Annotated in this window: 22 protein-coding genes; 13 read left to right on the top strand and 9 right to left on the bottom strand. The window is 65.0% G+C overall.

Annotated elements, in window-relative coordinates; all coding sequences use genetic code 11:
* The first annotated feature begins 4 nt into the window (after nt 1-4).
* From BJ6T_RS40045 to BJ6T_RS40025, 5 genes are all read left to right on the top strand, one after another.
* Nucleotides 5-304 carry a putative quinol monooxygenase gene (locus BJ6T_RS40045; protein ID WP_014498210.1) on the top strand — a complete coding sequence of 100 codons (300 nt, stop codon included), beginning with the start codon at nt 5-7 and terminating at the stop codon, nt 302-304.
* 12 nt (nt 305-316) lie between these two features.
* Nucleotides 317-943: an urease accessory protein UreE gene (locus tag BJ6T_RS40040; protein ID WP_014498209.1), complete on the top strand. Its 627-nt coding sequence runs from the start codon at nt 317-319 to the stop codon at nt 941-943.
* Nucleotides 924-1,652, top strand: a complete 729-nt coding sequence (locus BJ6T_RS40035) for an urease accessory protein UreF (RefSeq protein ID WP_080593933.1) — start codon at nt 924-926, stop codon at nt 1,650-1,652. Before BJ6T_RS40040 ends, BJ6T_RS40035 begins: the two co-directional genes overlap by 20 nt.
* A gap of 39 nt (nt 1,653-1,691) precedes the next feature.
* Nucleotides 1,692-2,315 carry an urease accessory protein UreG gene (ureG, locus tag BJ6T_RS40030; protein WP_014498207.1) on the top strand — a complete coding sequence of 208 codons (624 nt, stop codon included), beginning with the start codon at nt 1,692-1,694 and terminating at the stop codon, nt 2,313-2,315.
* Nucleotides 2,316-2,614: 299 nt separating this feature from the next.
* Nucleotides 2,615-4,273 (top strand): CHASE domain-containing protein, encoded by a 1,659-nt coding sequence (locus BJ6T_RS40025; RefSeq protein WP_014498206.1) that lies wholly within the window; start codon nt 2,615-2,617, stop codon nt 4,271-4,273.
* A 73-nt stretch (nt 4,274-4,346) separates the two neighbouring features.
* Here the strand turns inward: BJ6T_RS40025 and BJ6T_RS40020 are convergent, their stop codons facing one another.
* On the bottom strand, nt 4,347-4,955 hold the full coding sequence (locus BJ6T_RS40020) for a TetR/AcrR family transcriptional regulator (RefSeq protein WP_038959396.1): 609 nt from the start codon (nt 4,953-4,955) through the stop codon (nt 4,347-4,349).
* Between the two features lie 182 nt (nt 4,956-5,137).
* Nucleotides 5,138-6,280 (bottom strand): OpgC domain-containing protein, encoded by a 1,143-nt coding sequence (locus BJ6T_RS40015; protein ID WP_014498204.1) that lies wholly within the window; start codon nt 6,278-6,280, stop codon nt 5,138-5,140.
* 442 nt (nt 6,281-6,722) lie between these two features.
* Here BJ6T_RS40015 and BJ6T_RS40010 point away from each other — a divergent pair, with 442 nt between their 5' ends.
* The 3 genes from BJ6T_RS40010 to BJ6T_RS40000 all read left to right on the top strand — a co-directional run bounded on the left by BJ6T_RS40010 (nt 6,723) and on the right by BJ6T_RS40000 (nt 10,434).
* Nucleotides 6,723-9,056, top strand: a complete 2,334-nt coding sequence (locus BJ6T_RS40010) for a TonB-dependent siderophore receptor (RefSeq protein ID WP_240537938.1) — start codon at nt 6,723-6,725, stop codon at nt 9,054-9,056.
* 62 nt (nt 9,057-9,118) lie between these two features.
* Nucleotides 9,119-10,255, top strand: a complete 1,137-nt coding sequence (locus BJ6T_RS40005) for a PepSY-associated TM helix domain-containing protein (protein WP_014498202.1) — start codon at nt 9,119-9,121, stop codon at nt 10,253-10,255.
* The gene (locus BJ6T_RS40000; protein ID WP_014498201.1) at nt 10,252-10,434 is read left to right on the top strand and encodes a hypothetical protein; all 183 of its coding nucleotides are present in this window, start codon (nt 10,252-10,254) and stop codon (nt 10,432-10,434) included. The genes BJ6T_RS40005 and BJ6T_RS40000 overlap by 4 nt, the downstream gene beginning before the upstream one ends.
* 26 nt (nt 10,435-10,460) lie before the next feature.
* Here the strand turns inward: BJ6T_RS40000 and BJ6T_RS39995 are convergent, their stop codons facing one another.
* The 3 genes from BJ6T_RS39995 to BJ6T_RS39985 all read right to left on the bottom strand — a co-directional run bounded on the left by BJ6T_RS39995 (nt 10,461) and on the right by BJ6T_RS39985 (nt 12,559).
* A complete protein-coding gene (locus BJ6T_RS39995; protein ID WP_014498200.1) occupies nt 10,461-10,916 on the bottom strand; it encodes a hypothetical protein in 456 nt (151 codons plus the stop codon).
* A gap of 79 nt (nt 10,917-10,995) precedes the next feature.
* Complete coding sequence (locus BJ6T_RS39990; protein WP_028170317.1) at nt 10,996-11,367, bottom strand: ElaB/YgaM/YqjD family protein; 372 nt, start codon at nt 11,365-11,367, stop codon at nt 10,996-10,998.
* 79 nt (nt 11,368-11,446) lie between these two features.
* Complete coding sequence (locus BJ6T_RS39985) at nt 11,447-12,559, bottom strand: AI-2E family transporter (RefSeq protein WP_014498198.1); 1,113 nt, start codon at nt 12,557-12,559, stop codon at nt 11,447-11,449.
* Between the two features lie 207 nt (nt 12,560-12,766).
* Between BJ6T_RS39985 and BJ6T_RS39980 the strand changes: the two genes are divergently transcribed.
* On the top strand, nt 12,767-13,549 hold the full coding sequence (locus tag BJ6T_RS39980; protein WP_014498197.1) for a L,D-transpeptidase: 783 nt from the start codon (nt 12,767-12,769) through the stop codon (nt 13,547-13,549).
* A 17-nt stretch (nt 13,550-13,566) separates the two neighbouring features.
* Nucleotides 13,567-14,220, top strand: coding sequence for a DUF2865 domain-containing protein (locus BJ6T_RS39975; protein ID WP_014498196.1), 654 nt, complete (start codon nt 13,567-13,569; stop codon nt 14,218-14,220).
* A gap of 68 nt (nt 14,221-14,288) precedes the next feature.
* On the opposite strand, the gene BJ6T_RS39970 is transcribed toward BJ6T_RS39975, so the two are convergent.
* On the bottom strand, nt 14,289-16,382 hold the full coding sequence (locus BJ6T_RS39970; RefSeq protein WP_028170316.1) for a methyl-accepting chemotaxis protein: 2,094 nt from the start codon (nt 16,380-16,382) through the stop codon (nt 14,289-14,291).
* Between the two features lie 274 nt (nt 16,383-16,656).
* On the opposite strand from BJ6T_RS39970, the gene BJ6T_RS46730 reads away from it, so the two are divergent.
* A complete protein-coding gene (locus BJ6T_RS46730) occupies nt 16,657-16,812 on the top strand; it encodes a Thivi_2564 family membrane protein (protein WP_011084288.1) in 156 nt (51 codons plus the stop codon).
* A gap of 151 nt (nt 16,813-16,963) precedes the next feature.
* On the opposite strand, the gene BJ6T_RS39965 is transcribed toward BJ6T_RS46730, so the two are convergent.
* The 3 genes from BJ6T_RS39965 to cysD all read right to left on the bottom strand — a co-directional run bounded on the left by BJ6T_RS39965 (nt 16,964) and on the right by cysD (nt 22,158).
* Nucleotides 16,964-19,129 (bottom strand): malate synthase G, encoded by a 2,166-nt coding sequence (locus tag BJ6T_RS39965; RefSeq protein WP_014498194.1) that lies wholly within the window; start codon nt 19,127-19,129, stop codon nt 16,964-16,966.
* A 297-nt stretch (nt 19,130-19,426) separates the two neighbouring features.
* Complete coding sequence (cysC, locus tag BJ6T_RS39960) at nt 19,427-21,343, bottom strand: adenylyl-sulfate kinase (RefSeq protein WP_014498193.1); 1,917 nt, start codon at nt 21,341-21,343, stop codon at nt 19,427-19,429.
* A 20-nt stretch (nt 21,344-21,363) separates the two neighbouring features.
* Nucleotides 21,364-22,158: a sulfate adenylyltransferase subunit CysD gene (cysD, locus tag BJ6T_RS39955; protein WP_028148396.1), complete on the bottom strand. Its 795-nt coding sequence runs from the start codon at nt 22,156-22,158 to the stop codon at nt 21,364-21,366.
* A gap of 236 nt (nt 22,159-22,394) precedes the next feature.
* Here cysD and cysG point away from each other — a divergent pair, with 236 nt between their 5' ends.
* Both cysG and BJ6T_RS39945 read left to right on the top strand, forming a co-directional pair.
* The gene (gene cysG / locus BJ6T_RS39950) at nt 22,395-23,819 is read left to right on the top strand and encodes a siroheme synthase CysG (RefSeq protein ID WP_014498191.1); all 1,425 of its coding nucleotides are present in this window, start codon (nt 22,395-22,397) and stop codon (nt 23,817-23,819) included.
* Complete coding sequence (locus BJ6T_RS39945) at nt 23,816-24,133, top strand: DUF2849 domain-containing protein (protein ID WP_014498190.1); 318 nt, start codon at nt 23,816-23,818, stop codon at nt 24,131-24,133. The genes cysG and BJ6T_RS39945 overlap by 4 nt, the downstream gene beginning before the upstream one ends.
* Nucleotides 24,134-24,141 lie beyond the last annotated feature (8 nt).

Raw genomic sequence — 24,141 nt, 5'->3', positions numbered from 1 at the left:
TCTCGTGATTTACGTCGTTGCCACCTTGACCATCAAGCCCGAGACGCGCGCCGAATTCATTGCGGCCGCCACCGCCTGCATCAAGGAGACGCGGAAGGAGCCCGGCAATATCGCCTATGATTTGCACGAGAGCGTCACCGATCCCGCCAAGATGGTGTTCGTCGAGCAGTGGGAGAGCGCCGAGGCGCTGGTGCCGCATCGCGCCATGGAGCATATGAAGACGTTCGGCCGCGTCGCGGTGAAGTGTTTTACGGCGCCGCCAAAGATTGAAGTGATCACGCCCGAGAAGGTCGAGACACGGTAACGGGGTAAAAGCATGATCCGGGCGACGCAGGTTAAGGGACAGCACGGCTTCACGGAGACGCCGGCGGATACGGTGGTGCTCGATTTCGACGACCGGCACCGCCGCCGCATGGCGATGACGGGGACGCGGGGCCTCGAATTCCTGCTCGACCTGGAGAATGCCGTCGCGCTGCGCGGCGGTGACGCGTTGGTGCTGGAGGACGGCCGGCTGGTCGAAGTGGTCGCGGCGCCCGAGCCGCTGCTGGAGATCCGCGGCCGCGATCCGCACCACCTCATTCGCGTCGGCTGGCACCTCGGCAATCGCCATTTGCCGACGCAGATCATGGCCAAGAGCCTGCGCATCCGCCGCGACCATGTCATCGAGGCCATGGTAAAAGGCCTCGGTGCGCGCGTCGTCGAGATCGAGGCGCCGTTCGATCCCGAGGGCGGCGCTTACGCCGACGGCGGCCACGCGCATGGTCACGATAATCACGGGCATCACGATCACGGGCATCACGATCACGACCATCATCACCATGATCATGGTCACGACCACCACGATCATGCCGCGCATGATCATGGCCACCACCATCACCACGACGAGCATTGCGACCACCCCGACCACCACCACGGCCACAAGCATGCTCATGACCACAAATGAGCCGGTGAGTGCCGGTGACCTCGCCGAGTGCGAGGCGGCGGCGCTGTACCGGCTGATGACGTGGCTGTCGCCGGCCTTTCCGGTCGGCGGCTTCTCCTATTCCAGCGGCATCGAATGGGCGGTCGAGGCGGGCGACATCACCGACATCGCGACGCTGGCCGACTGGCTCGACGCCATGCTGGGCGACGGCTCCGGCTTTTGCGATGCGACGTTCCTGGTCCACGCCCATCGCGCCACTGAATTGGGCGAGGATACCACGTTGGCCGATATCGCGGAGCTCGCCGCCGCCTTTGTGCCGTCGCGCGAGCGGCAGCTCGAGACGACCTCGCAGGGGCGCGCCTTCATCGACATCTCCCGCGCCGCGTGGGATGCCGACGGGCTTGATGCCATGGTTGCGGCATGTCGCACGGCACTGATCTATCCTGTCGCCGTCGGCGTGGTCGCGGCGGTGCACGGTGTGCCGCTGGCGCCGACGCTGCACGCCTTTCTGCATGCGCTGGTCTCGAACTGGATTTCGGCGGCGAGCCGCCTCATTCCGCTCGGCCAGACCGACAGCCAGCGGGTGCTGGTGAAGCTGGAAGCCGCCGTTGCCGCGACCGCCAATCGTGCGTTGAATGCCACCTTGGACGATCTCGGCAGCGCGACGTTTCGCGCCGATCTCGCCAGCCTGCGGCACGAGACGCAATATACGCGGCTGTTTCGCTCGTGAGCGGTGCGGCCTCTAACCCATCAAGAGAGAGCGAGTGACATGTCGAAATCTCACGGCCCCTTGCGCGTCGGAATAGGCGGCCCGGTCGGATCGGGCAAGACCGCGCTGATGGACCTGCTCTGCAAGACCATGCGCGAGCGCTATGACATCGCGGCGATCACCAACGACATCTACACCAAATGGGATGCGGAATTCCTGGTGCGCTCGGGCTCGCTGACGCCGGACCGCATCGCCGGCGTCGAGACCGGCGGCTGCCCGCACACCGCGATCCGCGAGGACGCTTCGATGAACCTGGCCGCGGTCGCCGACATGCGCGCAAAATTCCCCGGGCTCGACCTCGTGCTGATCGAGTCCGGCGGCGACAATCTGGCTGCCACTTTCTCCCCGGAGCTCGCCGACCTCACCATCTACGTCATCGACGTGGCGGCCGGCGACAAGATCCCCTCCAAGGGCGGCCCCGGCATCACCCGCTCCGACCTCCTGGTCATCAACAAGATCGACCTCGCGCCCCATGTCGGCGCCTCCCTGGAGAAGATGGAGACGGACGCCAGGCGCATGCGCGGCGCGCGCCCCTTCGTCATGACCAACCTGAAAAAGAGCGAGGGGCTCGACCAGATCGTCGGCTTCATCGAGGCCAAAGGCGGCCTGAAACGGGCAAGCTGACGGCGCGACGACGTGGCGCAGGCGTTCTCCGGCGTTAACCTCTGGGGCAAAAGCCGCATCTGCGGAACAAATTTCGGACACGGCGATTAACTACCTCCGGTGCCTGGAGCAAAGCCTTCATGGCCAGACCATCGGCCGGGCGAATTAAGCTTTTCAGGCGACCGAAGTTGCGTACTGATGCCTCCTCCTTCATTATCTCCGTTACTGGGGTCCACTCTGTTTCGGCACATGGCCGTTCGAGCGGCGTTGATATGCTCCGTGTTTGTTGCCGACCTGCTGTTTTCGCCTGAGTAGTCGAAGTGGTCCGGCTGGGTTTTATCATCGGTTTCATCGCCCTGCTCGGAGCCCTGCTCTCCGGGCTCGCGGCCTATCGCGTCCACGACCAGGAGCTGGCACTGGACCGGATCGCGCTGGCGCGCGCGATCGACGTCCACGCGAGCCTGGTCCAGGACCGGCTGACCGAGCGCGAGCTGCTCGCGCGTGTCGCCTCAGGCTTGTTCCGTGCCCCGTCGGTCATCAAGCCGAACATGCTGGAGCCGCTGCGCTCGGCCATCTACGCCTTCAAGACCGATTTCGTGGTCGCCGGGTGGGTCGCCCGGCTGAAGCCGAACGAGCTTCTGCCGGCGGAAGACGCGATCGCGAGCGCCGGCTTCCCCAATCCGCAGATCCGCTCCTATGACGACAAGCCGATCGATCTTGCGAAGGTCACCCAGCCGATCGACGTGCTGATGGACCTCGAGCCGCGCAGCAACGAGACCAAGGCGCTGCCCGGCCGCAGCTACGAGCAGGATCAGGTGCGCAGCGCCATGCTGACGCGTGCGCGTGTCGAGAAGAGGTCGGTCGCCTCAGACCCGGTTCAGTTGCTGCGGGGCGGCGGGCCCATCGGCATCATCGTGGCCGCGCCCGTCATTCCCGAGGGCGCGACCGAGCCGGCCGGCTTCGTCACATTTTCCTACGAGCTCGCCTCCCTGATGCTGACCAATGACGACATGTCGTTGTTCTCGGTCGCGCTGAAGGATCCGCGCAGGGAAGGTGGCGAGCTCGTTGCCAACGACCAGGGCGTGGTCTCGTCACGCATGACGGCAGCGGACGGGCCGGCGCCGTCGGCGACGCGAACGGTGAGCTTCGGCGGGCGCGACTGGCATCTCGGCTACTACGCCAAGACCAATTCGGCGCGGCGCGCCGAGCAGACGGCGATCATCGTGGCGGCGATCGGTTTTGCCATCACCGCGATGGTGTGCGGCCTGTTCGGCTATGTCGCCTACAACAATCTGCGGCTCAGCCGGGAAATCCAGGTGCGGATCGGCTTCGAGCGCCGGCTGACCGCCGTCATCGACGAGCTCAACCACCGGGTCAAGAACATCCTGGCGGTGATCCAGTCGATCGTGACGCGCACGCTGCGCCACGGCTCGGACATCGACGTCGCGCGTGAACTGCTGATCGGCCGCATCCACGCCATGTCCAACGTGGTCTCGCTGCTCAGCGAGAGCCAGTGGCAGGGCGTCAAGCTGAAGGGCCTGTTCGAGGCGCGCGCCATCCCGCATGCCGACCGCATCGCCGTCACCGGCCCTGACATCGCGGTCAGCGCACGCGCCGCGCAGAGCCTGTCGCTCCTGTTCTTCGAGCTCGCCTCGCACTCCGACGAAGGTCTGTCGCTGGTCGGAAAGCATCCGCACATCACCGCGAATTGGACGGTGACGGGCGAGGGGACCGATGAGGTCTTCCATTTCCGCTGGGAGGAGTTCAACACCAGCGAGGCGACGCGCCGACCGGATTCCGATTTCGGTCTGATCCTGCTCGACCGTGTTGCGCCCGAAGCGCTCGGCGGCACCGCCAAGCGCTACTTCACCGACGCCTCCTACGTCTATGAATTGACGGCGCCGATGGAGACGGTGGTCGACATGTCCGAGCGCGACCGCACCGACAAGATCTCGGCGCCGGTCAGGCCGGTGCGATAGAGGTCGCGCTTCAGATGGTTGTTTTGAGCATGATCTTTTCGGAAAACCGCTTCGCACTTTTCCGGATGATGCCCTAACCCTTCGGCCGCAGCACCAGGTCGACCAGATTGCGCGCGTAGGCCGGCGTGATCGGTGCGATGCCGAAGACGTAGCGGTAGAACAGGCTGCCATAGATGGCGTCGTAGAGATCCTCGGGCGCTCCCTCCGCCAGGATGCTGCCATCCGTCTGGCCCGCGGCGATCATCTCGACCAGTGCGTCGCGGCGGAATTGCAGGTAGCGGGCATAGAACAGCTCCGCCGAGCCGGTCTTGGAAATGCATTCGGAGACGACGGCGAGTTGCACCTTGCCGAACTCGCCCTGGAGCGCCTCGGCATAGGCCGCGGCATGGCGGCGTGCGCGCGCCGCGGGGCTGCCGGAGCTCGCAGGCGGCAACGGCAGCATCTGCGCGGCATGATGAAGGAAGGCGTCGATCAGCAGCGCTTCCCGCGACGGCCACCATTTGTAGATCGTCATCTTGGAGACGCTGGAGTGTCGTGCGACGGCGTCGATGGAGGTGGCGGCAAGGCCGGTGGCGGCCATCAGCGCATAGGCGCTTTCGAGAATGGCGTTGGTGGTCTCGATCGATCGCGGCCGGCCGCGCCGGGGCGCGCTGTCAGCCTCATCACCCCCGCCCTTTGCCATCGCCACGCCCGGTCCCCTCACGCAGAGGCTCCCCGCTTAGCGCAGCCACAGGTCTCGGCCTAGCAGAATCGCACGATTATTTGGCTAGAGCGTTTTCGAGCGAGGTGGATACCGGTTCGCGTGAAGAAAACGCGTCAAAACAGGAATCTAGAACCCCGTTCCGATTAGATCGGAACGGAGCTCTAGGCCTGCTGCCGCAGGGCGGCCGGCAGGTCCTGCCGCCTCGACCAGGAGATGTAATAGGCCACTGCCGTCATCGCCGCGAAGCCGACGAGGCTTACCGCGATCTGCATCACCACGAGGTTCGGTCCAGTGATCAGGATGAGATGGCCGGCGAAGGACAGGAACACGGCAATGCAGAACACCGCGAGCCATTCCTCGCCGCATGTGATCACCGCCTGAAGCGGCCGCCACTTCAAGCCGGGGTGGTCGGCTGGAATGAGGTGGGTCGCGAGGAAGGCGAGCGCGAGGAAATGAACCACGCGATAGGGTGCGAGGTTTTCCTTGTCTGTCGGCGCGATGCTGTTGACGAAGACGTCCGGCAAATAGACGGACAGCGCGGGCGAATGCCGCATCAAGGTGACGGCCATCGCGAAGATGAGATAGGCACCCGCGAGGATCCGCAGCCAGGACATGCTGTGCAACGCGCGTCCGGAGGCGCCTGTCACGGCGAACCAGCCGCCCAGGACCATCAGCATCTGCCAGCACAGCGGATTGAAGGTCCAGTCCTGGTCCGGATAGACCCGGAAATTCCAGTCGAACCAGCGCGCCGCAACGTACAGCGCGACCGATGCCGCCAGCGTCAGGTTCGGCCGCCGCAACAAACCCCACAGCGCAAATGGAAAGAACGCCATCAGCGGGATCATCAGTTGCAGGAGGTCGAGGTTCAGCGGCTCCTCCTGGAGCACGAGGCCGCGGACCAGGATGCGTAGCGGATGCTCGAGAATGCCGGAGATGTTGTATTCGTGGATGATCTCCGGCGCCATCGATTGCGAGGCGACATAGGCGATGGTGTCGATATAGATCACGAAGAGCACGACATAGGCGGCGTAGAGCCGCCAGACGCGGCGAAAGATGCGCGTCGCCGCGACGACGTAGCCGCGCTCCAGCGCCATCCTGCCGTGAATGATGGCGACGCCATAACCCACCACGAACACGAACAGGTCCGCGGCGCCGCTAAAGCCGAAATTTCGCAGCGTCAGCAGATTGACGACGTTGTTCGGGATGTGGTCGACGAACACCGACCAGTTGGCAATGCCGAGCGTCAAATACAATCTGGCATCGTGATGGAATGCGGCGAGGTTCGCCTTGACGGACGGTTTCATTGAGTAAAATAGCTTTGAGAATCAGGATGATGCTTTTACCGGCAACCGCTTGCCTATCCGAGTAGCATTTGCGTGAGCAAGACCGGTTTGTCCCGACTGGCGTAAAGTTGCGCAGGGCGGGCCGCTGCATTTGCTTGCCTTCGCTTGCCTCGTCCACGACGCAACTTCTGCAAAGGCAGACGACTGTCTTGCGCTCGCAATCGGCGCCTCCGCGGTCAGCGATCGCGGGTCGGAAATTCTCGGTCTGGTACCTCCGTGACCGCGTTGCGCCATCGGTCACGGTTGCTGCTGCACCGATCTGCTCCCGGCTGCAGAGCTTTTCCAGTTTGGAAATGGAAAACCTCCAGACTTCAAAACTTCTAGCACGGATCCTTGAACCGCTGCGGTAACTCCTTGTTCCGGCTGCAACCATTCGCAGTCGCTGGAAGTTGGGGAAGTTGCGGTGGGCGTTTTGGAAGTGGGGCGCTGGCGGCTCTTGGGGGCCGTCAGCTCAGTTGTTTTGATCGTTACTGCGGGAGGGGCGGCGGCCCAATCATCGACGGCGGGTTCGGCCGCCGGGGCGGGCACCGAGCTCGCGCCGGTGATCGTCCAGAGCAGTGCATCGCCGAAGCGCGTCAATGCATCATCCGCGCGCAGCCGCAGCGCGGCGCGCGCGCGAGCGGTCTCGCGCGCGAATGCACCTGCCGGCGCCGCTGCAACGCCCGCAGTCGGGGCTGGAGCGGCGGGAGGCCATAAGGAATCGGCATTCGGCCATGTCGACGGGATGGTCGCGACGAGGAGCGCGACCGGCACCAAGACCGACGCGCCGTTGATCGAAACGCCGATTGCGATCTCCGTCGTGACGCAGGACCAGATCCAGGCCCAGGGCGCGCAAAGCATCGCGCAGGCGGTGCGCTATACGTCGGGTGTGAGGAGCGAAAATCTGGGGGCCGACGCGCGCTTCGACAATATCTACATTCGCGGCTTCCTGGCCGACCAATACCTAGACTCGCTTCGGCTGCTAAATTTTGGCGTCTTCGCCTATCCGATCGTCGAGCCTTTCAATCTCGAACGTATCGAGATCCTGCATGGCCCGGCCTCCGTTCTCTACGGTCAGTCGTCGCCGGGCGGCATCGTCGATCTCGTCTCCAAGCGTCCGACGCTGGAGCCCTATCACGAGATGTTCGTGTCGACCGGCAGCTATGGCCGCGTCCAGGCGGGCGTCGACCTTTCCGGTCCAATCGACAAGAACAAGGAGTTTCTCTACCGCTTCACCGCGTCCGGCTTCGATGTGGGCAGCCAGGTCGATCACGCCGACTACCAGCGCATCTCGATCGCGCCGTCGCTGACCTGGCGGCCGGACAACCAGACCACGCTGACGGTGCTCGGCACCTATCAACGCGATCCCAAGGCCGGCTTCTACAACCAGCTCCTGCCGAGCGGCATCGGCACCATCACGCCCTACAAGGGCAGCTATATCCCGACGAGTTTCTATTCGGGCGAGCCGAATTTCGACAAGACCGACCGCACAGTCGGCACAGTCGGCTATTTGCTCGAACACAGCTTCAACAATAACGTCAAGGTGCGACAGAACCTGCGTTACATGGACCTCAGCACCGATTTCGCGGTGGTGTCCCCCAACGGCAGCCAGACAGATCCGACCAACCTCAAGCGCGCTGCCTTCACGACGCTGGAATCCATCCGCTCGATCAACGTCGACAACCAGCTCGAGACCAGATTCAACGCCGGTCCGTTCGAGCACACCGTGCTCGCGGGTCTTGATTACACCAACGCCGTCGACAAGCGGCTCAACGGCCAGCTCCTGGTCGCGCCGCCGATCAACGCGTTCAATCCGGTCTATGGCGTGCCGTTCGGTCCGGTGCCCAATACGACGAATGTCCGGCAGACGATCGAGCAACTCGGCGTCTATGCGCAGGATCAGATCAAATTCGATCGCTGGGTCGCGCTGCTCGGTATCCGTCATGATCGGGCGCAGTCCAGCACGGATACGCTGACTTACGCGAGCGGGACCACCTCGACCGCACCAAAGTCCGACGCGGCGGTCACCAAGCGCGGCGCACTGCTCTACAAGTTCGACAACGGGATCGCGCCCTACATCCAGTACACCGAGTCGTTCCAGCCGACCGCCGGCACGGATGCCCTTCTTCGCCCCTTTGCGCCGACAACCGGCCAGCAGGAAGAAGTGGGCATCAAGTACCAGCCCAGCGCAAACTCGCTCTACACGCTCGCCGCGTTCAACCTGATCCAGCAGAACGTGCTGACCCCGGACACGGATCCGACCCATCCTCCGGGCTCGCGCGTGCAGACCGGCGAAATCCGTTCGCGCGGCATCGAGCTGGAGGCCAAGACCGAGATCAGCCGTGAGCTGACCGTGCTGGCGTCCTACACCTATCTCGACAACATCGTGACGCGGACCAACACGCCAAGCCAGCTCGGCAAACACCCGGTCATTGCCCCGATGAATTCGGCATCAGCTTGGGCCGATTACACTTTTCATGGCGGCCCGCTCGACGGCTTTGGTCTGTCCGGCGGCGTGCGCTATATCGGCGAGACCGCGGGTAACACTGCGAACACGTTCTATGTCCCCGACGTCACGCTGTTCGATGCGGCGATTCACTATGACTTCTCCGCGTTGGGGCCGATGTTCAAGGGCTATTCGGCGCAGATCAATGCCACGAACATCTTCGACAAGACTTACGTCACGCTTTGCCAAGACATCGGCTGCTACTACGGCCTCCGCCGCAACGTGATTGCGACGCTGCGCTACCACTGGTAGAGGAGCGGGGATGAGCGAGCGGGCGATCTCCAGGAAAGCCCGCGCTGCGGCGCTGGCTCTTCGTGCACAAATGGTCGAGCCTGATCTGCACGCTGTTCCTGCTCCTGATCTGCATCACCGGCCTGCCGCTGGTGTTGCGGGACGAGATCGACGGCCTGCTCGACGACGCCCTGCCCTATGCGCGGGTAGCAGAAGGCACGCCGAATGTTAGTCTCGACCGGGTCGTCGAGGCCAGCCGGAAGATGTATCCCGGCGAGACCATCATCTCGGTGTTCGTCGACGACGACGAACCCAAGATCATGGTGTTCATGGCGAGCTCCTGGGAGGCGTTCAAGGCCAACCGCCGGGCGATTCACTCGATCCGGTTCGACGCCCACACTGGCGACGTGCTGAAGCAGACCAAGCCGTTCGGCGAGGACGGGCTCACCTTCCTGCAATTGATGCTGTCGCTGCACCGGGATCTGTTCGCAGGACTTGCGGGCGAACTGTTCCTCGGTGCGATGGCTCTGCTGTTCATCGCGGCGATCGTATCGGGGATCGCTATCTACGGGCCGTTCATGCGCAAGCTGGATTTCGGCACCGTGCGTGCGGCCCGATCACGTCGGCTGAAATGGCTCGACCTGCACAATCTGCTCGGCGTGGTCACGCTCGGCTGGGCACTGGTGGTCGGCGCTACCGGAGTGATCAACGAGCTCTCGACGCCATTATTCGCGTTGTGGCAGCAGACCGACGTGCGCGCGATGCTGGCGCCGCTGCAAGGCAAACCGGTGCCGCAGACCTCCGAACTGTCCTCGCCGCAGACTGCCTATGACACGGTGAAGGCGGCTTTCCCCGAGATGACCACGACCAGCGTCGTATTTCCTGGCGCGCCGTTCGGCTCGCCCCATCATTACGTGGTCTGGACCAAGGGCAAGGAACCGCTGACATCGCGGTTGTTCAGCCCGGTGCTGGTCGACGCCAGAAGCGGCGCTCTGATCTCGGCGGTGACCATGCCCTGGTATCTCCGTGCGCTGGAGCTTTCGCGCCCCCTGCATTTCGGCGACTATGGCGGCATGCCGCTGAAGATCATCTGGGTGTTGCTGGACCTCGTGACGATTTTCGTGCTCGGCAGCGGCTTGTATCTCTGGTTTGCGCGATCGCCGGCCGCGAAGCTGAGCCCGGCGGCGATGCCGCTGCCATCGCCGGGCGGTGCCGAATGACCGGTCGCCGCTCGCTCGCCTTGATCTGGCGCTGGCCGGCACTGCTTGCTGTCCTGAGCGTATTCGGCCTGCTGGCGGCCTTGATTGGCCAGACCGGGATCTGGCTACCCCTGTCCTGGAGCGCGTTGACCATTCCGCTCGCGGTCGCAGCACTCTGCATCGTCCGCAACCGGGACTGATGCAGCAAGTCCGGGATATTCGACCATTATTCGGCCGGTTCGGCCGAGGCCTCGTCGGATGCGCCGGCACGGCTCGCCATGATTCCAAGGGCGACGCCGCCGATTGCCAGGATCGGCAGTAGCCGCTTGATTCCGATAGCGCGAGCGATCTGGAGGCCCGTCGCGAGCAGCATGGGGTCGGCGAGCATGCTCGAAGCGGCCGACTTCGCGGCGCGCTCGGCGGCGATCCGGGCGCGCTTCCGCATCTCCCGCTTGTAGCCCCAATAGCTCCCCGCCGCGGCAAGCGTCAGCAGGAAGAAGATGCCGGCGCCGGCGAGGCAGGCCTGCACCGGTCCGTAGGTCTGAAGGACCGAGATGAAGGCGGCGGCGCAGAGAAAGCCCGTGGTGATGAAGAGCGCGAGTGCCGCGCCCGCGGCGAGCGATGTCAGGCGGACGGTCGTGCCCGTCGATGCGCTGATGCCGTCGATGATGCGCTGTAACATGGCCTTGCTCCTCAGATCCCCGCAAGCCGGCAGCGACGGCGCGACGGCGCCGCCGTAACGTCAAGGTCCTGCGCCCACGCTACCGGCGCCAGGCGACGCCGATCAGGAAGCCGATGCCGAGCGCGAGCCCGACGGTCGCGAGCGGCCGCTGCGTGATGGCGTCTTCCAGCGTTTCCTCGATCGAGCCGTAGGCGTCTTGCGCAGCTTCCATCATGGCGCTGCCGCGATCCGACATGTCGTCGACCGCGGAATCCACGCTCTCGCGGGCTTGGCGATAGCCGCGGCGGGCCTGCTTGCTGGTGGAATTGGCAAAGGTGTTGAGCGCGTCGGTGATCTGATCGGTGAGGGCGGCGATATCGCTTTTCACGGCTGCTACATCCTTCTCGAGGCGTTCTCTGGTGGCTTTGTCGGTCCAGTCTCTCATCCCGGTTTCGCCATTGGTCATTGACATCAGGAGCTCCAAAGCTGTTGGCGGCTGAGATAGGCGGAAAACGTTTCGTGCCCGGGTAAGTTCCGTTCGGGGAAACCGGTCATGCCTGCGGCAGCTGCGGCGAATTCTCCGGCAGCAGGTGCTCCTTCAGGATCAGCCCGACGATCAGAAGCGGCGACGACAGGAATGCGCCCATCGGCCCCCACAGCCAGGTCCAGAAGGCCAGCGCGATGAAGACGGCAAGCGCGTTCAGGGAAAGCCTGCGCCCGATGATGGTCGGCGTGACGAAGTGTCCTTCCAGGAAGGTGATGCCGCCGAAGGCGAGCCCCGCCATCAGTCCGCCGCCGATCGTCGGAAAGGCGACGAGCCCCACCACGACCAGAATGACGAACATCGCGACCGGCCCGATGATCGGGATGAAGTTGAGTGCAGCCGCAAGCGCGCCGAGCCCGGCCGGATTGGGCATGCCGGTGATGGCGCAGATGATCCCGGTTGCGATGCCCACGCCGACATTGATCAGCGTCACCGTCAAAAGATAGTTGCCGAGATGGACCTCGATCTCGTTGAGGATCCGCAGCGTGCGCAGCCGCGCGTCGCGATCGCCGAAATTCATGATCAGCGCCCGCCGCAGGTCCCGCCAGCTTGCGATGAACAGGATCAGCGTGGCGAAGAACAGCAGAAATTCGGCGAAGGTCGGCGACAGGAATTCCAGCGTCGGTTGCACCCATTCGGCTTTCGGCAGCGGAAGGCTTGGCAGCCCCTCTGAGCCGCCCACCATTGTCTGCAACTCCTTCCACAGCGCCAGCGGCCGGTCGAAGACGTGCATCTTCTCCTTCAACTGCGCGCCCAATTCCGGCAGGCGCGAGCTCCACTCCATCGCTGGCACGGCAATCAGCGCGACGACGAAGGCGACCACCGTCGTCACCGCGATCACGATCAGCACGGCGCCGAGGGCGCGCGGCACATGCCGCCGCTCGAGAAAGCTGGCGGCCGGCGACAACATGGTGCCGGCAACGACAGCCATCACGACCGGGAGGAAGAACGCCCTGGCGACATAGAGCACCGCGACGACGGCAATCAGAAACAGCCCGGCGAGCGCAAAGGCGACGAACTCGGTGCGGCGGATCACCGGCGGCAGCTCGACACGGCTGTCGGGAAGCGGGTCGCCCTCGTTGTTGCCGGAAATCAGACGTTCGGTGGGAAGGACGCGCACGATCTCTCTCCCGCACGGAAGCCTCCGCGCGCCCATTGTTGGCAGTAAAACGTCCGGGCGGACCTTCCGGTTCCATCGCGGTTTCGTGAAGTTTTGCTCGCTTGACTGTGACGTCGCCGCCGCAGCGAGCGGTGGAACTTGAGTCGGTCCAGCTGCGTTTGTTGGGAAGCCGCATCACCCTGATGCACACATCGAACGGGGCAGCACATGACAAGGTTCTCTCCAGTCCGTCGCCGCTTCTCGCTGCGCGCCGCCACCGCCATTGGCTTCGCGACAGCATTGCTGACCGTGCCCTTCGCGGCACAGGCCCAGATGCTCGGCTACGCGCCGATGCAGCCGCAGGGATATCCGCAGGACCCGACCTATTCGCGGGGTTACGTCAACGCAGCGCCGCAGGCCGCCGACGAGGATGCCGCCTTGCCCGACCGGCTGCGCAAGCAGATCGTCAGCTTCGACAGGAACGAGCCGGCCGGGACCATCGTCATCGATACCGGCAACACCTATCTCTATTACGTGCTCGGCAATGGCCGCGCGATCCGTTACGGCGTCGGCGTCGGCCGCGAAGGTTTCACCTGGGCCGGCGTCCAGAGCGTCAGCCGGAAGGCCGAATGGCCGGACTGGCATCCGCCGGCCGAGATGATCGCGCGTCAGCCTTATTTGCCGCGCTTCGTCGCCGGCGGACCCGGCAATCCGCTCGGTGCACGCGCGATGTATCTCGGCTCGAGCGAATACCGCATCCACGGAACCAACGATCCCACCACGATCGGCAAGTTCGTGTCCTCCGGTTGCATTCGCATGACCAACGAGGACGTCACGGACCTGTTCAGTCGCGTCAATGTCGGCGCCAAGGTGGTGGTGCTGCCGAAGAACGCCCCGCTGATGGCGAAGGGGTACGACAAGGGCGGCGACGCCGTACGCAAGCGCCCGCCGGTGACGACGCTGCCTTCGGGACGGCAGGCGCTGAACATCGCGACGTCGGCAGTGAACTGAGAGTTGAGCGAGGTCATATGAAGAGACGTTCGATCGGCAAACTGGTCGGTGGCGCGGCGGCGTGCTTCGCCGTCGCCGTGCTCGGCCTCGCGTTGACGCCGTCGGCGCATGCGGAAGATTTCTTCTCGGCGCTGTTCGGCGGCTTCCGCGTGCGCTCCGCGCCGGAGATCCGCATGCCGTTCCCGACCGATGACATGCCGCGCTACGACACGCCGCGCCAGCGGGCCTCGTATGGCGGCGGCACTGCCTATTGCGTGCGCGGTTGCGATGGCCGCTATTTCCCGGCGCAAGGAAACGACGCCGAAAGCAAGGCGCAGTCCTGCAAGAGCTTCTGCCCGACGTCCGAAACCTCGCTGGTCTATGGCAGCAATATCGACGACGCCACCACGGACAAGGGAAAATCCTATTCCGACCTGCCCAATGCGTTCCGCTTCCGCAACGAGATCGTTGCGGGCTGCACGTGCAACGGCAAGGATCCGGTGGGACTCGCCCAGGTCAAGGTCGAGGACGATCCGACCTTGCGCAAGGGTGACATCGTCGCGGGCAGCGATGGCCTGGTGGTCGCCAACCGCAACGCCAATGACCGCCGCGGCGTCGCGATGAATTTTTCGCCGCTGCCGGAATCGGTGCGCGCCAGATTCCGCCAAGTGCCGGTGGTCGCGAAGGAGTAGAGGTCCCCGCGTTCGCGGGGACGACACTGGATTTGTAGTGGCGGCTTTCTTCCCAACCCGCAGCAGCGTTAAGCCGCGCGGATCTTCCCCAGGAAGTCGCTGACCTGCTGGCCGAGCTGGCGGCTCTGCGTCTCCAGCGTTTCCGAGGCCTGCTTGACGTTGTCCGCCGCACCGGCGGCAGCATCCGCGTCGGCCTTCACGCCGGTGATGTTGTCCGACACGTTCCTGGTGCCCTGCGCCGCAAATTGCGTGCTGCGCGTGATCTCCTGGGTCGCCGCGCCCTGTTCCTGCACGGCGGCGGCGATCGCGGTGGCGACCTCGTTGACCTCGCCGATGATGCCGCCGATGGTCTGGATCGCGTTGATGGCGTCGCTCGCCACCCTCTGGATGTCGGCGATCTGCCCGGAGATTTCCTCGGTGGCTTTTGCGGTCTGGCTGGCCAGCGATTTCACCTCGGAGGCGACGACCGCGAAACCGCGCCCGGCTTCGCCCGCACGTGCGGCCTCGATCGTGGCGTTGAGCGCGAGCAGGTTGGTCTGCGCCGCGATGGTGTTGATCAGGCCGACGACCTCGCCGATGCGTCCTGCGGACTGCGCCAGCCCTTGCACCGTGCCGTCGGTTTCGCGGGCCTGGTTGACGGCGCGGCTGGCAATGCCTGCGGCGTGCGCCGCCTGCTGGCTGATGTCGTTGATCGAGGCGGAGAGCTCCTCGGCCGCGGCGGCGACGCTGTCGACGCTCATGGAGGCATCGTTGGAGGCCTTGCCGGCGACCTGGACGCGGTCGTTGGTCTGGCGCGACACGGCGGACAGGTCGCCCGAGGTCTTGCGCATCTCGCCGGACGCTTCGCTCAGTTCGCCCAGCGTCTTGCGCACCGCCCCCTCGAACTCGCCGACATAGGTCTCGACCGCGCGCTGGCGCGCGGCCGCGCCGACATTGCGCTCGCGCTCCTGCGCCTCGATCTTGAGCTTCTCGGTCGCCTGCTTCTTGAAGGTTTCCAGCGCGCCGGCAAGCGCGCCGATCTCGTCCTGGCGGTCGAGATAGCCGGTGTCGACGGCGAGGTCGCCGCCGGCGACCTTGAGCATGGCGTCGCGGATGGTGTTGAGGGGATGGATGACGCGGCGGCTGACCAGCGTGACCGCGCCGGCGGCGAGGCCAATGGCGAGCGCCAGCAATGTGAGCTGCACGATCAGCGCGCGCTGCGCTGCGCCGCGCTGATCCAGCGTATAGGCCCGGGCGGCGTCGAGGGCGGCTTCCGCCACCGCGACCGCGCTGGCCATGCGGCCGACCGTGAGCGGGCTCCACTGGTTGGCGGTCATCTCGGCCTTTTCGCCCTTGGCGAGCGTGTCCGCGAGACGGTCGCGCAAGGTGAGATATTGCGGCTCGAAGTAAGCGGTCTTGGCCGCCGTCATGGCGGATGCGAGCGCGGGCGGCAATTGCATGCCCGAGGTCGACAATTCCAGCGCTTTCCACATCGCGGCCGTACCGCCGACAAATTGGGTATAGTTGTAGCGGCCCTCCGGCGTGATCTTGCCGGCCGCAAGCCCGGTCGAGACGATCAGTGAGGCCTCGCCTGCGGTGTTGCGCAACAGCCAGGCATTCTGCTTGACCGACAGCAGCTGGTCGATCACGGCGTCCTGATGGTTGACGGTGGCAGCCAGCGTGTTCGACAGCTTGTCGAGCGTATCGAGCAGGCCCTGCGTCGTCTCCATGTATTCCTTGGTCAGGCCGGCGCGGCGCTGATCCTTGGGCTTGGCCACGTCCTCCCAGAACTGCTTCTGCTCTTCGATCAGGAGTTTGTTGAGGCGCGCGAGTTCCGGAATCAGCGAGCCGGATTGCGGGAAGTCGATGCTCGGCAGCAGCTCGAGCGCGCGGGCCATTGCCGGCATCTGCGCATCACGCAGCGCGCGCAGGTATCTCTCGATCTCGGAATCCATCGGCTCGGTCGCGTTCAGCAGCCGCGACGTGGTCGAGCGGTCGGTGCGCAGATTGTGCATCGCCTTGAACAGATCGGCGGAGGCGTCGGCAATCTGCGAGATGCGGTTGGCGGTCTTGAGGCGGTCCCAGGAGGCGTAGGCGGTGAGCGAGAGCGCAATCACCACACAGACCGACGTGATGGCGATCACCGCCTTCAGCAGCGCGGACACGGTCAGACGATTCAGCATCGAAGCCCCCCTAAATTTCCATTGCAAAGTTCGTCGAGACGCCCCGGCAACATCGAAAACGGAGGGGCACGCAGATCGGCAATCGCATGCCGTCTGCGGCGCATGACCCAAACGGTTTCTGCATCTGAAACGAAAAGGGTAAAGTTTTAGGCAGGCCGCCTGATCGTAGAAGTACGTATTTACTAGAAGTTGCAGTGAGTTGCCGTAATGGAACCTGCGCGGGAGATGGGCGTTAGAACACCGTCAGACAATTTGCCTGAAGGGGGTCCCTGCGATGCTGGTCGGCGTACTCGTCACCTTTCTCGTCGTCATTCTCGTGCTCTATCTCATCAACATGCTGCCCATGGACGGTCGCGCCAAGCAGATCGCGCGTGTGGTCGTCATCATCATCGGCGTGGTGTCGCTGCTGAAATATCTGACGGTGTTTTAGCGGGGTGGGACGCGTAGCCCGGATGAAGCGCAGCGAAATCCGGGGGCCTGCCCCAAGCAACGCCGGATTGCGCTTCGCTCCATCCGGGCTACGGCCCGAAAACAAAAAGCCCCGGCGCGAGCCGGGGCTTTGGTGTTTGAATGATCGGGCTTTAGCCCACAGCCTTGGCCTCGCGGCGGCGGGCAGTGAGGATGTACTCGGTGTAGCCGTTCGGCTGTTCGCGTCCCTTGAAGATCAGGTCGCAGGCCGCCTTGAACGCGACACCGTCGAAGGCGGGCGCCATCGGCTTGTAGATCGCATCGCCGGCGTTCTGCTTGTCGACCACGACGGCCATGCGCTTGAGCGATTCCATCACCTGCGCCTCGGTGATCACGCCCTGGTGCAGCCAGTTGGCGAGATGCTGGCTGGAGATGCGCAAGGTGGCGCGGTCTTCCATCAGGCCGACATCGTGGATATCGGGCACCTTGGAGCAGCCGACGCCCTGGTCGATCCAGCGCACGACATAGCCCAGAATGCCCTGGCAGTTGTTGTCGATCTCTTGCTTGACGTCGTCGGGCGCCCAGTTCGACTTCGACACCGGGATGGTGAGGATGTCGGAGAGCTTTGCGCGCGGGCCGCCCTTGGTGAGCTCCTGCTGGCGCGCGGTGACGTTGACCTGGTGATAGTGCAGGGCGTGCAGCGTCGCAGCGGTCGGCGAGGGCACCCAGGCGGTGGTGGCGCCGGCCTGCGGATGCGCGAGCTTCTGTTGCAGCATGTCCGCCATCTTGTCGGGCGCCGCCCACATGCCCTTGCCGATCTGGGCATGGCCGGGCAGGCCGTCGATCAGGCCCATGTCGACGTTCCAGTCCTCATAGGCCTTGATCCAGGCCTGCGCCTTCATCTCGTTCTTGCGGATCATCGGGCCCGCTTCCATCGAGGTGTGGATCTCGTCGCCGGTGCGATCGAGGAAGCCGGTGTTGATGAACATGATGCGCTTGGAGGCGCGCTGGATGCAGGCCTTGAGGTTGACGGTGGTGCGCCGCTCCTCGTCCATGATGCCGACCTTGAGCGTATTCTCCGGCAGGCCCAGCATCTTCTCGACGCGGTCAAAGATCTCGCAGGCCAGCGAGACCTCGTCCGGACCGTGCATCTTCGGCTTGACGATATAGGCAGATCCGGTGCGGCTGTTCTTGACCTTGGCGTTGCCCTTGAGGTCGTGGATCGCAAGCAGGCCGGAGACGGCGGCGTCGAGCAGGCCTTCCGGGACTTCCTCGCCCTTGTCGTCCAGCACCGCGTCGGTGAACATGTGGTGACCGCAATTGCGCATCAAGAGCAGGCTGCGGCCGTGCAGCTTGACCTCGCCCTTGCCGTCAGGCGTCTTGTAGCTGCGGTCGGCGTTGAGCGAACGGGTCAGCGTCTTGCCGCCCTTCTCGAAATCGGCCGAGAGCGTACCGTTCATCAGGCCGAGCGTGTTGCGATAGACCAGCACCTTGTCCTCGGCGTCGACCGCGGCGACCGAGTCCTCCATGTCGAGGATGGTCGAGACCGCGGCCTCCATGACCATGTCGGCGACGCCGGCGGGATCGTCCTTGCCGATCGTGCTGCTGCGGTCGATCTTGACCTCGACGTGCAAGCCGTTGTTGGCGAGCAGCACGGCGCTCGGCGCGGCCGCATCACCCTGGAAGCCCGCGAATTGATCCGCGTTCTTCAGCGCGGTGGCGTTGCCGCTCTTCAGCTTCACCGCGAGCTGGCCTGCGACCACGCCATAGGCGGTGACGTCGGTGTGGCTGCCGGTCGCGAGCGGCACGGCGGCATCGAGGAATGCCTTGGCCTTCGCGATCACCTTGTCGCCGCGCGCCTTGTTGTAGCCCTTGCCGCTCTCGGCAGCGTCGTGCGGGATCGCGTCGGTACCGTAGAAGGCGTCGTAGAGCGAGCCCCAGCGCGCATTCGCCGCGTTCAGTGCGTAGCGCGCATTGGTGAGGGGGACGACGAGCTGCGGGCCGCAGATCTTGCCGATTTCCTCATCGACATTGGCGGTCTCGACCTTCTGCGTCGCCGGCTCGGGGACGAGATAGCCGATCTCCTTCAGGAAGGCGGTATAGGCGTCGAGGTCGAACGCCTTGCCCTTGTTGGCGCGGTGCCAGTCGTCGATCTTGGCCTGCAGCGTGTCCCGCACCGCCAGCAGCGCGCGGTTCTTCGGCCCCAGCTCCTTGACGATGGCGGCGACCCCGGCCCAGAACGCGTCCGGCGCGATCCCCGTTTTCGGGGCGGCTTCCTTGGCGATGAAATCGAAAAGGACGGGAGCGATCTTCAATCCGTGGGCGTCGACGCGTTTCATGATGGGCTTTCTTGTTGGAAATGGCTGTTTTTTGGCTGCTTTTGACCCGACAGCAGCAAAATGCGCCCATAGGGGGCGGCTTTCAGGGCCTATTAGCCCCAAAAAGGAGGCCGTGAGAAGACCCCCAAAGGTTTGTCAAAATGTCAAGGCGAGGTGTGCGAGACCCCACACACCGGTGTCATTCCCCGCGAAAGCGGGGAATCCAGTACGCGGCGGCTTCTCCATATCCTCACGCTGTCTCTGGAATACTGGGTCGCCCCGTCAAGCCGGGCGAGGACAGCGGGGAATAGGACAGACTCAAATGTTCGCGGCGAGGTCCACGAGTTCGTCGAACAGCACGCCGGTGGTCTTCAGCATCCGTTCGATCTCGTCCGCGGCATCCGCAACCGTGCGGGCCGACGTGTCGATCACGAGCTCGGCAGCCTGCGGCGCTTCGTAGTCGTTGCCGATGCCGGTGAACGACGCGAGCGCGCCGGCGCGGGCCTTCTTGTAATGGCCCTTGGGATCGCGATCCTCGCAGACCTCTGCCGGTGTCGCGACATGGATCTCGCGGAACGCGGTGTCGGCGATGCGGCGCGCGGTCGCGCGGTCCTCGCGGGCCGGCGAGACGGCGGCGACGATCGCGATGTGGCCGTTGCGGGCGAGATGGGTCGCGACCTCCGCGAGGCGGCGGATATTCTCGCTGCGGTCGGCGGCGGAGAAGCCGAGATCGTTGTTGAGCCCGGCGCGCAACGTGTCGCCGTCGAGCAGGATCGGCGAGCCGCCATTGGTGAACAGCCGCCGCTCCAGCGCCTTCGCCAGCGTCGACTTGCCGGATGCCGGCAGGCCGGTGAGCCAGACCACGGCGCCGTTGTGGCGGTAGCGCGCGGAGCGTTCGTCGGGCCGCAGCGCCGATTCCACCGGCACGATGTCGACTGGCACAGCGCGCTGGCCGGCATCGACCGACAGCACGAGACCACCGCCGGCGATGCGCCCCGAAACCTCGATCACGAGACGGCCGGTGCGCGGATTCTCGGTGTAGGGATCGGCGGCAATCGGGCTCGAAAGTGAAATGTCGATCTCGCCGACATGGTTGCGGCCGATCGCCTTGTTCTCGACGCTCGACAGCTCGCCGGGATCGACCGCCTTCTCGATGGCGACGACGGTGGCGCGGCTTTCCTTCGGGCCGCAGCGGACCAGGAGCTGGTCGCCCTTGGCGAGCGGCTTGTCGTGCAGCCAGAAGATCCGCGCGCGCAGACGGCGCGTCTCGCGCGGCGCAGAGCCGACATGCGCGACGATGTCGCCGCGCTCGATGAACAATTCGCGGTCGAGCGTGATGCCGACCGAGCGCCCCGCGCCCTGCCGTCCCGCGACCGGCGTTACCGGCCAGCTTTCGACGGTCTTGATCCTGGCGATCTTGCCGGCCGGCATGATCACGATCTCGTCGCCGGCAATGAGGCTGCCGGATTCGATGCGGCCCGCCACGATGCGGCGATCGTCGAACTTGTAGATCGCCTGCACCGGCAGGCGCAGGGCGAGGGCTTCCAGCGGACGCGCCGGCTCGAGCCGGTCCAGCGCCTCGACCACGGTCGGGCCCTTGTACCAGCCGATGCGGTCGGTGCACTCCGCGACGCCGTCGCCGTCGCGGGCCGAGATCGGGATCACCGCCGTCGGCGTCACGCCGAGGCCCTGCAAATGCGCCGAGATTTCGTCGCTGATTTCCTTGAAGCGCTCGGCGCTGAAATCGACGCGGTCCATCTTGTTGACGACGACCGCAACCTGCTTCACGCCGAGCAGGTGCAGGAGATAGCCGTGCCGCCTGGTCTGGTCACGCACGCCTTCGAGCGCGTCGATGATCAGCACCGCGCCGTCCGCCTGCGAGGCGCCGGTGATCATGTTGCGCAGGAATTCGGCATGGCCCGGCGCGTCGATCAACACGATGTCGCGCGAATTGGTGCGGAAGCGGATCTGCGTGGTGTCGATGGTGATGCCCTGGTCGCGCTCGGTCTGGAGCGCGTCGAGCAGGAACGACCATTCGAACGGCATGCCGCGCCGCGCGCTGACGGCCTTCAGCATCTCGAGCTTGCCGTCGGGCAGGCTGCCGGTCTCGTGCAGCAGGCGGCCGACCAGCGTCGACTTGCCGTGGTCGACATGGCCGACGATGACGATGCGAACCTGCGGACGCGTGGTGCCGTTCGGAGTGGCGGGCGAAGCGGGGGTGACGATCATGTTCATAGCCGCGTTGCGTCCTTGAATCAGAGATAGCCGGCGACGCGCAGACGCTCGAAGGCGTCCTCGGTCTCGTGGTCGAGCGCACGGCCGGCACGCTCCGGCACCTTGGTCTGCTCGAGCTCGGCCAGGATCTCGTCGATGGTCGACGCGGTCGACGCGACCGGATTGGTGATGTCCTGATCGCCCAGCGAGCGATAGCGCTTGCCGTTCTGCGACAGATAAAGCGGGATGATCGGAATGTTCTCGCGCTTGGTGTAGGCCCAGATGTCGGCCTCGGTCCAATGCAGGATCGGATGGATGCGCAAATGCGCGCCCTGCGGCGGCGACGCATTGAAATGATCCCAGAACTCCGGCGGCTGGTCGCGGACGTCCCAATTGCCTTCGAGCCCGCGGGGCGAGAACACGCGCTCCTTGGCGCGGGTGGCTTCCTCGTCGCGGCGGATGCCGGCGATCAGGCCGTCAAAACCGTATTTGCCGAGTGCCATCTTGAGGCCCTCGGTCTTGCGCGCGGCGGAACGGGCCGCCGGCGGCAGCGTTGGATCGACGGCATCGATCGGCGGGCAGGGCTCGACGCGCAAATCGAGATCCCACTCCTTGCCGTAATGATCGCGGAAACGGTACATCTCCGGAAACTTCTTGCCGGTGTCGACATGGAGGGCCGGGAACGGCAGCCGGCCGAAGAACGCCTTGCGCGCCAGCCAGATCATGACGTTGGAGTCCTTGCCGAGCGACCACAGCAGGGCGATCTTCTTCAGGCGGCCAAAGGCCTCGCGGAAAATGTAGATGCTCTGCGCCTCGAGCTGGTCCAAATGGTCCATGCTGGGGGCGGTCAGCCCGACGGGAATTTGCTCGGAAACGAGGGGGACGGAGTCCCGTCCATCTGCACCGGAATCGGTCCTGAGAAGATGCATCTCTGCCACTTTGCGTTTGGAGGCGAATTTTCTATAGTTGCGGTGCAGAAGAGAAGAAAAAATTTTCTCTTTGCGCGCTCGAAACGACACATATATAGAAAATAATTCCAGTCAACCCCAGATGTGGGGGAAGCGAGTATCGCATGCGGTTCTTGCCGGTGTTCCTCGATCTCAAGGCCGGTCCGGTGGTCCTCATCGGCGCGGGGGAGCTTTTGCGCGCCAAGCTGCGCGTGCTCGCCGCTGCCGGTGCGCGCATCCGCGTGCATGCGGTCGACGGCAATCAGGACCTGAGCCTTGGCTCCGGCGACGCGGCGCGGATCGAAATCGCGACGGGCGATCCGCTCACCGCCGATCTCTCGGGCGTCATTGCCATCGTTTGCGCAGGCGCGGGCGATGTCGGCGTGGCCATGTCGGTCCGCGCCAAGGCGCTCGGCCTGCCCGTCAACGTCATGGACGATCTCGAACATTCCAGCTTCATCTTCCCGGCGATCGTCGATCGCGGCGATGTCGTGGTCGCGGTCGGCACCGGCGGCACCTCGCCGGTGGTGGCGCGGCGCGTGCGCGAGAAGATCGAGGCGCTGCTGCCGGCCCGCATCGGCGAGCTCGCCGAGTTCATCGGCGGCTTCCGCAAATCCATCAACGAACGCATCATCGAGTTTCCGCTGCGCCGCCGCTTCTGGGAGCGCGTCATCGACGGTCCGATCGGCGCGTCCGTGCTCGCGGGCCGCAAGGGCGAGGCCGACGGCGCGATCAAGGCGATCTCCGATCCGTCCGCGTTCGCGCGTGCCGACAAGCCGGAAGGCTCGGTCGCGCTGGTCGGCGCCGGGCCCGGCGACCCCGACCTTCTCACCATCAAGGCGCTACGCGCGCTCCAGGATGCCGACATCGTCTTTCATGACGAACTGGTCTCGGGCGAAATTCTCGACCGCATCCGCCGCGACACCACGCGCGTTCCGGTCGGCCGCCGCGTCGGCAAGCCGGGCATCGGCCAGGACGCCATCAACAAGCGCATGATCGAGGCCGCGCAATCCGGCCAGCGCGTGGTGCGGCTGAAGGGCGGCGACCCCTTCGTGTTCGGCCGCGGCGGCGAAGAGGTCGAAGCGCTACGCGCGGCCGGTATCGCCTATTCGATCATTCCCGGCATCACCGCCGGGCTCGGCGGCGCCGCCGATTTCGAGGTGCCGCTCACCTATCGTCATGAAGCGACCCGCATCACCTTCCTCACCGCGCACAAGGCGCGCGATGCCGAGAACGTGGACTGGTCGACGCTGACCGACACCAAGATGACCGTCGTGGTTTACATGGGCATGACCGCTGCCCCAGCGATCCGCGAAGGCCTGTTCGCGGCCGGCCGTTCGCCGGAAACGCCGGTCGGCGTGTTCGCCCGCGTCACGCGGCCGGACGCACAAGGCGCGATCGGCACGCTGCGCGACCTGCCCGAGCTCGTGCGGCGGACCCATGGCGGTCCCGCCATCCTCATCATCGGCGACGTGGTCCGGCATGCCGGTTCGCTTCGCCGCCAGACACCTCAACACATCATCTCTGACCTATTGGATGCAGCCGAATGACCTCCCCGCTTGAACAGAAGAAGATCAAAATCGCCGGCCCGTCGGTCGTGACCGCCAACCGCACCTGGGATGGCATCGTGGTTTACCGCACTGCCGCCAAGAGCTGGTCCGCGGACCTGTCGGAAGCCGCGATCGTGCGCAACTCGGACGAGGCCAAAGCGTTGCTTGCGGAGTCCGTTGCCGATGACGTCGGCGCGATCGGTCCCTATATCGCACCGGTGCAGGTCGGCGCCGACGGCAAGATCGAACCCGGCAATCTGCGCGAACAGATCCGCCGCACCGGCGTGACTATCGGGTCGTCGGTCCAGGCTTAAGGCACTCT

Source organism: Bradyrhizobium japonicum USDA 6 (assembly GCF_000284375.1).
Lineage (GTDB): Bacteria > Pseudomonadota > Alphaproteobacteria > Rhizobiales > Xanthobacteraceae > Bradyrhizobium > Bradyrhizobium japonicum.
This window is presented reverse-complemented; position numbering and strand designations above follow the sequence as displayed.